Raw genomic sequence first — 12,919 nt, forward strand, 5'->3', positions numbered from 1 at the left:
TTATACGTATACAATAGTTTTTACTTATGCTATATTAGTATTACTTATATCAATTTAAAGTTCTTGTAAATGTTTAACTTGGCTTTGCTAGGGCGTTGTTAAAATTAAAACATGACTGTTAAGTAATTCACTAGAATGTTAAATTGGAGATTAGTACATATAGACACATAAGTTAAAAAGGGATAGAATGAATATGGATTTATATTTGTAAGTTGAAATATTAATGTATTAAATTATGTACATTATAAAAAACTAACGTAAGAATATTCATAAGAGGTGGTAAAATGTCAAATAAAACAAAGATCCTTGTTCTAGGAGCAGGATACGGTGGAGTACATGCCGCTAAGAAATTAGCGAAAAAGTACAAAAAGAATGATAATGTGGAAATTACATTAATTGATAAAAATACTTTCCACACATTAATGACTGAATTACACGAAGTAGCTGGTGGAAGAGTTCATCCAGAGTCTGTGCAAATAGAATTAAGCAAAATATTTGCAAGAACAAAAGTTAATTTAGTTACAGATTATATAGAAGACGTAAATACAGAAAAGAAAGTTGTTAAGACAACCCATGGAACCTATGAATATGACTATTTAATAGTTGGTACTGGTTCTGAACCTGCATTCTTCGGAGTTCCAGGAGTAAAAGAAAATGGATTCACATTATGGTCTTTTGAAGATGCATTAGAAATTAGAGCACATATTAAAAATATGTTTGAAAAAGCATCAAAAGAAAGAAATGAAAAAGCTAGAAAAAGACTTTTAACTTTTGCTGTAGCAGGATCTGGATTTACAGGCATAGAAATGGCTGGAGAGCTATTAGAATGGAAAACAAAATTAGCAAAAGAATATAATGTAGATGAAAAAGAAATTAGATTATTAGTTGTAGAAGCTATGGGAACTATACTTAACATGTTAGATAGATCTCAAGCTGATAAAGCAGAAGCTTACATGAAGAAGAACGGTGTTGAAGTATTAAAGAATTCACCTATCGTTGAAGTAACTGAAGATAAGGTAACTTTAAAAGATGGAAGTGAAATTGAAACTAATACTTTAATATGGACTTGTGGAATTCAAGCAAATCATGAGACTAAAGAATATGGTCTTGAAACTGCAAGAGCAGGAAGACTACAAACAAATGAGTACATGCAAGCAACTGGCAAGAAGGACGTATATGTAGTTGGTGACTTAACATACTTTGAAGAAGAACCAGGAAAAGGAACTCCTCAAATTGTTGAAGCAGCAGAACAAACAGCAGATACAGCTGTTAAAAATATAGTTGCAGCAATAGAAAATGGTCAAATGACTAAATTTAAATCTAACTATCATGGATTTATGGTTTCTATTGGAGGAAAGTATTGCGTAGCAAACTTAGCAGGAGTAAAACTTTCAGGTTTCTTTGCAATGATGATGAAGCACATTGTTAACTTATATTATTTATTTGGTGTTAATGGAATAAATGCTTGTTATCATTATTTAGATCATGAGTTCTTTGGAATTGAAGATAAGAGAAATATGTTTAGAGGTTTATTAGCTTCTAAGGGAAATAGATTATGGACAGTACCACTTAGATTATATGTTGGTGTTTTATGGACACTTGAAGCATTAAAGAAAATGATAGGTGAAGATACATGGGCTAAAAATGGTATCTCATCAATATTTAATGGATTAGGACCAGATTCTTGGTTTAAAGATGGAAATGTAAAAATGGCGTTTGATTGGTTACATACAGCAGCAACATCAGGTGCTTCAGAAGCTACTTCAGATACAGCTAATTCTGCAGCTGCAACTGTAACACCAATATTAAGTCATGTGCCAACATTCTATGCAGCAATAATGAAGATATTCATACCAACTCCTGAAGTTGCAGTATGGTTCCAAAGAATTGTTGTAATAACTGAGTTAGGTATTGGATTATGCTTAATTGCTGGATTATTTACATTCTTAGCATCAGGAGCATCAATATTCCTTGTATGTAATTTCGTTCTTTCAGCTATGACTGGTTGGGATACATTATGGTATATATTTGCTGGAATTGCATTAATGCAAGGTGCTGGTAGAACATTTGGTTTAGACTACTTTGTAATGCCATGGATAAGTGAAAAAGTCGGGAATTTCTGGCTTGGAAAAAGAGTTCCTGTTTACAGACAAGGAAAATAAATAGAACTTAAATATAATGTATTAATAGTTCATTCTCTAAAAATTAATTAGAGAATGAACTTATATATGTGGTAACATTTTAAAAGAAGGTAAAAGGCTAGGCAATGATCTTCAAATATTGCATTAACAAAGCTTTTTACCATCTTTTTTTATCACTTTATGTAATAGTTTTATGATATAATGAATTAAAATGTTGTTATATAACATTATAGAATTATATATAAGAATGGAGAATACTATTATGATTAAGAAGTGGGATATTATAATTATTATTCTGCTTGTAACATTATCCTTTCTTCCTGAATTAATATTCGGAGTAATATTAAAAAAAGATTATAAGGAAACATATGCTCAAATTACAATTGAGGGAAAGGTATATAAAAATATACCCCTTTCAACACATAAGGGGCAGGATTCCATAGAGATAAAGACAAAGTATGGATTAAATATAGTAGAAGTCAAAGATAATAAGATTGCTATTATAGATGCTGATTGCCCAGATAAAATATGTATGAAGCCAGGCTTCATAGATAGTGTTGGAGAAAACCTAGTATGTTTACCACATAAATTAATGGTGGAAGTTAAAGGCGAAACTTCAGAAGATGGAGTAATTCTGTCATATTAGAGGTGAAAACATGAGAAAGACCGCCAAATTAGTATATATATCTTTATTAGTTGCTCAAGCATTAGTTTTACATATATTTGAGAGTATGATTCCAATGCCATTGCCTACACCGGGGGCTAAGCTTGGATTAGCAAATCTTATTTCTGTTATAGGTTTATATACTTTGGATAAAAAAAGAGATGTACTAATAATTATATTGCTAAGACTTACATTAGCAACAATGTTTGGAGGAAATTTATCTTCCTTTATGTATTCCTTTGCTGGAGCTATATTGAGCTTTGTGATGATGATAGTAGTTAAAGGAATTGGTAAGGATAAAGTTAGTATTATAGGAGTAAGTTGCAGTGGTGGAGTATTTCATAACTTAGGCCAATTACTAATTGCATCAATGATTGTAAGAAATATAGGAGTTATGCTATATCTTCCGGTATTGTCATTGGTTGGTATTGGAACAGGAGTATTTATTGGAATTACTGCAAATTATGCAATTAAACATATGTCAAAACTTCCTTACTTTAATAAAATTTCTTAAAAAGTTGAGGAGATCTTATGGATAAAATGTGGAATCAGTACCCAGATATAAAAAAGCAATTAAAACAGGTACTTAAAATAATAGAAGATAATTCAAGATGTAAGGATAAAGTCATAGAAAATTCCATTTTAGAATTAGTTAATTCAGGTGGAAAGATGCTTAGACCTGCATTTGTAATTATTGCATCAAAATGGGGCAAAGATGAGGAAATAGGAAAAATAAATTCATTAGCATCTGTAGTTGAGATGATGCACATGGCTACTCTAGTGCATGATGATATAATTGATGATTCGAAAATGAGAAGAGGTCAGGAAACCATTCAATCAAAGTATGGAAAAGATTATGCAGTATATATAGGAGACTATTTGTTTTGTGCATGCTTTAAAGTACTCGCTTCAGAGGGGTCTCTTCAAAGTATTAAGGTTGATTCAAAATCTATGTCAAGAATATGTCTTGGTGAAATTAATCAAATGAATTCAAAGTTTAGTAATAAAATATCTATTAAAGAATATTTATCAAGAATATCAGGAAAAACAGCAGAGCTATTTTCATTATCTTTCTATATTGGAGCTGCAGAAAGCGGCTGTTCTGAAAAACTTTCAAGAGAGTTTTGGAATATAGGGCATGATGTAGGAATGGCATTTCAAATAATAGATGATATTTTAGATTATGTTGGAACTGATGAAAGCATCAAGAAATCTGCTGGAAATGATATAAAACAAGGAATATTTACACTACCTTTTCTTTATGCAGTAAAAGAAAATAGAAAAGCATTTGAAGAGTATTTCGATAAAGGTCATTATGATGAAGAAGACATTAAATCGATTATTGATTTAGTTAGAAAAAATGATGGTGTAGAGAAGTCAAAAGCACTAGCGCTTAAATATTCACAAAAAGCATTTAAAAGAATTGAAAGACTTCCAGATAATACATTCAAGGATATTCTTAGAGAAGTTATTGAAAAGTTATTATATAGAAATTATTAAAGGATTCTATTTTAAGAATCCTTTAATTTTTTTCTTTAAGGTATCAATAAGCTTTTTTTCTTGTGAATAGAAAGCTTTATTAACTAATATATAGAGAGAGTAATTAAATTTAAAATCTTTTATATTTACTTGTTTAAATTGAGAATTACTAAGATATTTATTTGCAACAAGTTTTGGAATAAAGCATATAGCATTTGTGCTAGATAAGGTGTTTAAGGCTACTACTGGAGAATCAGTGGAAAGTACAATGTTTAACTTATCTTTTTTCATATTTAATTCTATAATTTTATCTTCAAAGCTTTTGCATATTGTACAAAAATTATTTACAAGTATTAAAGGTAAAGAGGATAGTTCATCAAAGGTGTACTCTTCTTTTATATTAAAATCATTAGGACAAACTGCAATTATTTCATCTTCTAATAGCTCCTGACAGATTAATGCATCATTAGCAATCTGTTCGCAGTAGATAAAAATATCAAAGGTACTTGTATTTAAAAAATTAATGTTAGATGAAGCATGAACAGAGTTTATGCTTATCTTTAAGTCAGAAAAAGAGTTTTTAATATCCATAATAATATTAGGAAGAATAAAACTTTGTATATATGAGCATGAATGTATATTTAAACATTTTTTATTGTATTTTTTTGATGATAATTCCTCAATCATATTATCATAATTTGATAAAATAGCTCTACAATACTTTAGAACGATTTCGCCTTCAGGAGTTAGTTCAACGCCTTTATTACTTCTTTCTAGCAGCTTCATATCTAGCTTGTCCTCTAATTTTATAAGTTGCTGAGAAAGAGCAGATTGAGAAATGTGTGATTTTTTTGCAACATCAGATATATTTTTGGTTGTAGCGATATCATAAAAATATCGTAAGTTATCTAAATGCATTTTATCCTCCATGTTAATAATAAATTCATAATAAATTAATAAATTAATTATAGACAATATTATTTAATATTGCAAACAATAATTTTTATCAATTGAAAACATTACATAATGTAGAATTGTCATTGAAAACTTGATTTATTTATGATATTTTTATAATAACTTACAGTAAGGAGAACAAATATGAAAAATAAAATTAAATATAGCATATTATTTTTATGTATTTTTATTGTAGTAGGCCTTTTTTATGCAAATAACAAAGTAATAAATTTGAAACCACTAAAAGGAAGTTTTGTAATTTGGGCTTCAAAAGAAAATTATAAATATTTAGAAGAATCTTCAAAAGAGTTTATGGAGACTAATAAGAAGGTTAGTATAACTGTTAAGGAAAAATCTAAGGATGAAATTATTAATTATATAGAAAAAGGTTCTAGTAGTGACGATGCGCCATCTGTAGTTTCAATTAATTCTAAGGATTTAAGAAACTTATCTGATAAAGGAATGCAAGGAATTACATCAGCACATAATATAATAGACTCCTATGGAAAGACTTTTAATAGCTGGAGACTAAATGAGATTAGTGTACAAGATGATCTTTTAGCAATACCTATTGAAAATAACCCAGTGTTTATGTTTCTAAGAAAAGACATATTAGATCAATATGGGTATAAAGTTGAAGATATAAGAACATGGAAAGAATTACTGGATGTTTCGAAAGATATAAAAAGCAAATCTAGTGGCAAGATTAGCTTACTTAATTATAGTGATGTAACCTTAGATTCCTTAAGAAATATTATGTTATATCAAGCAGGGACAGATAAAAATATTAATGAGACATTAGATTTTATTAAGAATAATGACTTGATGGGTAAAGGAACTACAATAGCATATATTGCAACTAAGGATAATTATAATAATATAATAGATGCTTCCAATGAAGATACTTTAACAGCAGTGATGTTACCTGCATTTGAAATTGGAGGTAATAGAGCAGCTTCTCTTGATGGAGAAAATTTAGCAATTGTTAAAAGTACAAATGAAAAACAAGAATTAGCAACTAGATTTATAACTTATTCAATTAATAATCAAAGTTTAATGGAAAAATTTTTGAAAGAAAATACTTTTTTCCCTAGCTCAGTAGTATTTTATAAGAATTCAATTGTAGATACTGAATTTTCAAAGGTTAACAATGACAAGGTATGGAGTTTAATGGCTAATATATGTAATAGAAATTATACAATAGATGATTATAAAAAGTTAGACGAGCAAGTTAAAAAGGAATCAATGGATAAATAAGAAAAACCTCAGGATTATAATGTATTCTGAGGTTTTTTCGCCAATTAATTTATGTGTTATATAAAAGGTATTTTTCATTTATTTTGCTATAAGCTTTTAATGTAATTTCAGCAGTTTTTTCCCAAGAAAAATCCTTGCTTCTTTCATAAGCTTTTTCACTTAGTTCAATTCTCAAGGCATCATTTTGAGATAAATTAACAAGAGAATTTGAAATATCCAATATATCATATGGATTTATTAATATTCCTGCATCTTGAACAACTTCAGGAATTGAAGTTATATTTGACGCTATAACTGGAGTTTTGCAGCACATAGCCTCAAGGGGTGGTAAACCAAAGCCTTCATAGGTTGAAGGATATACAAAGGCTTCACATGCATTGTAGAGTATAGGTAGAACTTCATCAGGACAAAAACCAATAAATTTTATATACTGATTTAAGTGTTTACTTTCTACTAAGTTTTTTAATGCTTCACCTTCTTCTCTTAAGGAACCAACTATAACTAGAGATATTGGTTTATTAAAGCTAAGTAAAGCTTTTTCATAGGCAAGTATTAAGCCTTTTACATTTTTTCTAGAACTAAAACCACCTAGATATAAGAAATATGGGGTGGAAATATTATAGGTTTCACTTAAATAGTTTTTGCATTTATCCTTGTCAAGAGGTCTAAATTCTTCGTTGGCAGCTAATGGGGTTACGAAAATATCATCATCAGAAAAGTGTGGAAAAAACCTTAAAATATCTTTTTTAGAATACTCAGAAACAGTTATTATTCCTTGAGAGTTATCAATTATTTTTGGCATTTCCATTAGAAATCTTTTTAAATAGCCTGCCCCGACTGTTTCGGGTAGAATATATGGAATTAAATCATGTATTGTAACTATTTTATTACAAGAAATATCTTGAGCTAAGCCCATACCATTTTGAGGAACATGATAAATGTCTAAATGCTTCTTTTCTATATATGATGGGATGTAGTAATTCTCAAAGAATCTTTGGTGCTTTTTAGAAGCCATTAGTACACTGATTTTTTCATTAATAAATGATTCATATCCATCTCCAGACCAAATTAAATGATATTTGTTATCTGATTTTATTCCAAGGATATTCTTCAGTAAATTGTAGGTATAAGTTCCAATTCCAGTACCTCTATACCAATTTAATCCCCTAGCATCTATACATACATCCATAAAATACTCCCTAGAACATTACTAAATACAAGCGAGACATCCAAAAATATAAATGTCTGTTATATATAATATATAAATATGACTGATGGTCTTAAAGGTGATTAAATTCACCAATATCTATTTTGATACATATAATAACTTAGAATTACTATGGGAGGAAAGACGATTGAGGTTAGAGACTTTACAAGATTTATTGATGGAGAGTTATGGAATAGATATAGATGAAATTGAAAATAAAAAAAATATTTATTTAATTAAATCTGGGGATAAGGAGTATAGTTTAAAAACCATAAAATATGATTATCCTCATTTTTATTTTATTCTATCAGCAATTCTCCATCTGAAAAATAGAGGATTTGAAAATATACCAGATATTATAGAGACACGTAAGGGCAAAAAATATATAGCCTTTGATAATAAGTTTTGTTATCTTTCTCCTTGGATAACCTCTAGGGAAAGTAATTATGACAATGTGATTGAATTGATGGAAGTAACTAAGAAGTTAGCTGAACTTCACTTATCAAGTCAAGGGTTTAGCTTAAACAGAAAAATGAGACCAAGGATATTTTGGTTTAGATGGATAGATAATTTTCAAACTAGAGAAAGTGAAATACTTGATTTCAAAAAGAGAATAAATCAAAAAATGTATAAGAGTGAATTTGATAAGCTTTATCTAAGTGTAATGGAAGATGAATTAAAGCAAATAGAAGAAACAATTACAGATTTAAAGAAATATAATTATTTTGACAGAATGAATAAAGAAGTATTTAAGAGAGGGTTCTGTCATCATGATTATGCTCATCATAATGTACTAGTAACAGGTAATAGAGAAATGTATGTAATAGACTTTGATTATTGCATTCTTGATAGTTCATTACATGATTTATCATCCCTTATTATTAGATCTATGAAAAATGGAAAATGGGATAATAAGAAAGCAATAGAAATATTAGAGAACTATAATTCTGTAAATAGATTATTTAAGGATGATAATAAAATAATAGGAACATTTATTAAATTTCCGCAACAATTCTGGCAATTAGGAATACAGTATTATTGGGAACAGCAACCTTGGGGAGAAGAATTTTTTGTTGATAAATTAAAAAAGTATATTGAAGATAGAGAGGAAAAACAGGAGTTTATTAAAGAGTTTACGAATTCAAGAATTAGACTTTAGGGTGTAAAAGTTAGGGAATAGGGTAGAGTTTTGAAATCATGTACAAGGTATCAAAGATCTATAGTCTATTTCCTACTGGATTTGTCTTAACATTTATAAAAGGGGGTAGCAATGAGATTCCTTACATTAGAACAATATTTAAATAATAGAGATGTATTGATTAATAAAGAGGAATTTGATAGTACTAGCGCCAAACTAAAAATAGAAGATATATATAGCCAGATAGATATTATAAATGAAATTCATAAAATCTTGAGTGAGTATCCTTATGATATTATTCCGACAGTTCCTAGTAGAATTGGTGAAGATTTTGAAGAATTTAAAGTATTATATAGAAAAGTAAGCAGGGCAGCATTGAAAGATTACTATCCAGAACATATAAAAGATGAAGTTTATAAGGTATTATTAAATGCTGAAAAAGCTATAGGCTATATTGATAATTCAAATTATTTATCAATTCTTAGAAGGGCAATGGATAATGGCGAGATAATTTTAGGAAATTGTGATTTTAGACATTTAAAGTATAATGAAAAAATTATCATAAATTCTGTGAAAGGAGTATGCTATAACATTATTGAAAGTGACTATGGAAAATTTCTTATGAAGCTTAGAAAGTATAGTGTTGTGACTTCTTATGGAGATTTTATAGACTATATAGTTAAAAGTGAAAAGCTCCAAGATAACTCCAAGGTTTTTCTAATGGGATACATTTTATACCCTCAAGAAAGTATGAAATTACTTCAAAAATATAAGGAAGGAAAGAAACAGTGGAATGAGGAGACCTTCTATTATAAATTTATGAAGGCGTGTGAATTTGATAATAGTATTACGATATAGAAGGGTGATTATATGAACAAACTTAGATATGCTGATGAGAAATATCTCTGCGAATATGACTTAGATGTGGAACTGTTTAAAAAATTTGACTTAAGAGTTGAAGATTTAGTACCTTTAAGAAGTGTATATTTGCTAATTACAGATAAAGGCAAAAGAATATTAAAGAAAATAGAAAATACAGAAGATATAAAATTTATTACAACATCACTAGATTATATTAGAGAAGGTTTTTCAGATATACTTAACTTTGTAAAAGCTGGGGACGGAAATTACTATGTGAAGTGGAATGATGGTATATACTGTGTTATGGAATTAATAGAAGGTAGGGAATGTTGTTGTGCTAATCCACTAGATGTAAATATGGCGGCAACAGCTTTAGCTAAATATCATAATGCATCATTGGGATTGTTAAATCATTTAAGGAATATAGAGACTTTAGACGTAAAAAATAATTTATTCAAGATGCCTGATTATTTTAGGAAAGCAAGAGAAGAACTAAAAGATATTGAAGATATGGTTAGTACTTTTAAAAACAAGAATTCTTTTGATGAATTATTTTTATCCACAATTAATGAGCAAATAGCTAATATTGATAAAGCAATATTTGGAATTAATAGCGCGGAATATTTAAAATCATGTAATGATGAGAGTAAGATAGTCTTATGTCATAATGATTTGGCGTATCATAATATAATCTTAGCTAAAGAAAAAGCATATTTTATTGATTTTGAATATTCACTTATTGATATAAGAGTCCATGATTTATGCAATTTTATAATTAAATCTATTAAAAATTTTGGATATGATTTAGATAAATGTAATGAGATAATTAATAGTTATGAATCTATTAATAAGTTAGATAAGGAAGAACTTAATGTGCTTTATTCAATGATGGTATTTCCAAATGATTATTATAATTTAGTTTCAAATTATTATTACAAAAAAAAGAAATGGAGCTACGAAGCTTTTCTATCAAAATTTAAAGGAAAAGCAGTTGAAGAAGCGGATAAAAAAGAGTTCTTAGATTTATTTAAAAGCAAATATTTATAAATTAATATTGTATAGATAGTAATAAGTGTAGATAGAATTATCTACACCTTACATAGGAACTTAATTTATGTTATTTTTTACTTCGGTAATATACTTCCAATATCTTTTAGGCATTTTGGCCTTTTGAATAGAAGTGTTTTGCCTTTCTAGTATAGTTGTATATTTGAAATATGTTTTCCATAAATCCTCAAACTCGTCTTTATAATTCTTTAAAAATTTGTACTCATCTGGATTCATCTCAATGAAGTCAATCTCATTTTTATCAGAAATATATCTTAACGCAATACCTCTTTTAATATCATGAATAATAAAATTTTCAGTAGGAAATCTATCTTTAAAATGCGATGACAAGAGCTCTAATATATTGTTATCTGGCTCAATAGGAGAATATAAAAACTTATTGTCTATTAACGTAAATCGAATAAAACCTATGAAGCTATGAGCTTCTCTTGTAATTTTATTTTTTATATCAATAATATTTTTGACTCTTTTATCATATAAATGTTCATTTACTTTGAAGCCAATTGAAAAGGCAAACTTTATATATATTAATATCTTAGTATATACATCAGGGTTATCAGACAAATATGCTAGATAAGCATTTTCGAGTGTTGAAATTCCAGTTTTTTTTACTATTGCAGTTTGCACCTTTTCAGCTTTTTCTAAATCTGTTATTACTAGATTCTTCGAATAGACAAAATTATCGCAGTAATTAGTCTCAGATAAAATAAGTCTGGTATTAGGAAATGAGTAATAAGCTTCATAAATAGAAGTTAATAATCCAGTAAAAGTACCATCAAATATCAATACATCCATCATTAATACCTCCTAAAGTTCGCCAGTTAAGGATGTGATTCTATCTTCCATAGAAGGGAGAGCTAACTTATCAAAGAAACTAATCTGATGAATATTGGAATTAAAACCTTTATTAATAATATTATCAGATAGCCTATCCTCTATAAGAGAAGAAGCAAATGGAATATCTCCAAAATATTTTCCATTACATAATATAAAATATTGAGCTCTCTTTAAAACTATTCCTAAGGTTTTCAAATCATTATAGCTTAAAATATGAACTTTACGAGTTCTTATAATTTTCTGAGCTGATTTAACTCCAACGCCAGGAATTCGCAATAACATTTCATATGGAGCTCTATTTATTTCAATTGGGAAAAGATGCATATTGTTTACTGCCCAACAGGTTTTAGGATCTAGTTTTAAATTAAAGTTTGGCTTAGATGTATCTAAGAGCTCCTTTGCCTTAAATCCATAATAACGTAGGAGCCAATCTGCTTGATATAATCTATGTTCGCGGGTTAAAGGTGGAGTTATTATGTTTGAAAGATACTTGTTACTAGAAGTTATAGGGACATATGCCGAGTAATAAACTCTTTTCAAATCATACTTATTATATAAACCTTCACTTAAATTTAAAATCTGTAAGTCTGTTTCACCAGTTGCTCCTACAATAAGTTGAGTACTTTGACCTCCTGGAACAAAAATAGGAGTACTTCTAATTACTTTTTTATTTTCAGAATAACTTTGGATTCCTGCTTTTATTACCTTCATTGGTTCTAAAATATTATCTTTTGATTTTTCAGGGGCTAAGAGTTTTAATGAATTTGCTGAAGGCAATTCTATATTTACACTCATTCTATCAGCATATAGACCAAGTTTTTCAATAAGTGCTTTATCGGCACCAGGAATAGCCTTTACATGAATATATCCATTAAACTTATGCACTTCACGTAACAATTTTAACGTTTTTAATAATAGTTCCATTGTGTAATTTGGATTTCTAAAAACTGCTGAACTTAAAAAAAGTCCTTCAATATAGTTCCTTCTATAAAAGTTTATTGTAATTTCGCAAACTTCTTCAGGCGTAAATGCTGCCCTTAATGAATCATTAGAACGTCTATTAATACAATAAGCACAATCATAAACGCAGTAATTAGTTAAAAGTATCTTGAGAAGAGAAATGCATCTTCCGTCAGGAGTAAAGCTATGACATATACCACTTTCAATAGCATTACCAAGAAAACCTTTTTTGCCTTTTCTATTAGAACCTGAAGAGGAACAAGAAACATCATATTTAGCAGCATCAGAAAGTATTTTTAATTTTTCTCTTAAATCCATAATAAACTCACCATCCATTCATTATATTTAAATTA

Annotated in this window: 12 protein-coding genes; 8 read left to right on the plus strand and 4 right to left on the minus strand. The window is 28.5% G+C overall.

Features of this window, described 5'->3' with window-relative positions:
* The first annotated feature begins 284 nt into the window (after positions 1–284).
* The 4 genes from L1S47_RS17935 to L1S47_RS17950 all read left to right on the plus strand — a co-directional run bounded on the left by L1S47_RS17935 (position 285) and on the right by L1S47_RS17950 (position 4,305).
* A complete protein-coding gene (locus L1S47_RS17935; protein ID WP_238885635.1) occupies positions 285–2,162 on the plus strand; it encodes an NAD(P)/FAD-dependent oxidoreductase in 1,878 nt (625 codons plus the stop codon).
* A 241-nt stretch (positions 2,163–2,403) separates the two neighbouring features.
* A complete protein-coding gene (locus L1S47_RS17940; RefSeq protein WP_238885639.1) occupies positions 2,404–2,787 on the plus strand; it encodes a NusG domain II-containing protein in 384 nt (127 codons plus the stop codon).
* A 10-nt stretch (positions 2,788–2,797) separates the two neighbouring features.
* Positions 2,798–3,319 carry a Gx transporter family protein gene (locus L1S47_RS17945; protein ID WP_202768061.1) on the plus strand — a complete coding sequence of 174 codons (522 nt, stop codon included), beginning with the start codon at positions 2,798–2,800 and terminating at the stop codon, positions 3,317–3,319.
* A gap of 17 nt (positions 3,320–3,336) precedes the next feature.
* Positions 3,337–4,305, plus strand: a complete 969-nt coding sequence (locus L1S47_RS17950; RefSeq protein WP_238885642.1) for a polyprenyl synthetase family protein — start codon at positions 3,337–3,339, stop codon at positions 4,303–4,305.
* 6 nt (positions 4,306–4,311) lie between these two features.
* Here the strand turns inward: L1S47_RS17950 and L1S47_RS17955 are convergent, their stop codons facing one another.
* The gene (locus L1S47_RS17955; RefSeq protein WP_238885644.1) at positions 4,312–5,202 is read right to left on the minus strand and encodes a LysR family transcriptional regulator; all 891 of its coding nucleotides are present in this window, start codon (positions 5,200–5,202) and stop codon (positions 4,312–4,314) included.
* A gap of 180 nt (positions 5,203–5,382) precedes the next feature.
* Between L1S47_RS17955 and L1S47_RS17960 the strand changes: the two genes are divergently transcribed.
* Positions 5,383–6,495, plus strand: a complete 1,113-nt coding sequence (locus L1S47_RS17960) for an ABC transporter substrate-binding protein (RefSeq protein ID WP_238885646.1) — start codon at positions 5,383–5,385, stop codon at positions 6,493–6,495.
* 49 nt (positions 6,496–6,544) lie between these two features.
* Here L1S47_RS17960 and L1S47_RS17965 read toward each other — a convergent pair whose 3' ends face one another.
* Positions 6,545–7,684, minus strand: a complete 1,140-nt coding sequence (locus tag L1S47_RS17965) for a glycosyltransferase family 1 protein (protein ID WP_238885659.1) — start codon at positions 7,682–7,684, stop codon at positions 6,545–6,547.
* A 166-nt stretch (positions 7,685–7,850) separates the two neighbouring features.
* On the opposite strand from L1S47_RS17965, the gene L1S47_RS17970 reads away from it, so the two are divergent.
* From L1S47_RS17970 to L1S47_RS17980, 3 genes are all read left to right on the plus strand, one after another.
* Positions 7,851–8,861, plus strand: a complete 1,011-nt coding sequence (locus L1S47_RS17970; protein WP_238885668.1) for a CotS family spore coat protein — start codon at positions 7,851–7,853, stop codon at positions 8,859–8,861.
* 111 nt (positions 8,862–8,972) lie between these two features.
* Positions 8,973–9,698, plus strand: coding sequence for a hypothetical protein (locus L1S47_RS17975; protein ID WP_238885676.1), 726 nt, complete (start codon positions 8,973–8,975; stop codon positions 9,696–9,698).
* A gap of 12 nt (positions 9,699–9,710) precedes the next feature.
* Positions 9,711–10,748, plus strand: coding sequence for a CotS family spore coat protein (locus tag L1S47_RS17980; protein ID WP_238885688.1), 1,038 nt, complete (start codon positions 9,711–9,713; stop codon positions 10,746–10,748).
* 60 nt (positions 10,749–10,808) lie between these two features.
* On the opposite strand, the gene L1S47_RS17985 is transcribed toward L1S47_RS17980, so the two are convergent.
* Positions 10,809–11,567 carry a TIGR03915 family putative DNA repair protein gene (locus L1S47_RS17985; RefSeq protein ID WP_238885692.1) on the minus strand — a complete coding sequence of 253 codons (759 nt, stop codon included), beginning with the start codon at positions 11,565–11,567 and terminating at the stop codon, positions 10,809–10,811.
* 9 nt (positions 11,568–11,576) lie between these two features.
* Complete coding sequence (locus tag L1S47_RS17990) at positions 11,577–12,884, minus strand: putative DNA modification/repair radical SAM protein (RefSeq protein WP_238885695.1); 1,308 nt, start codon at positions 12,882–12,884, stop codon at positions 11,577–11,579.
* Positions 12,885–12,919 lie beyond the last annotated feature (35 nt).

This window comes from Clostridium sp. YIM B02551, assembly GCF_022324735.1.
GTDB lineage: Bacteria > Bacillota > Clostridia > Clostridiales > Clostridiaceae > Clostridium_T > Clostridium_T paridis.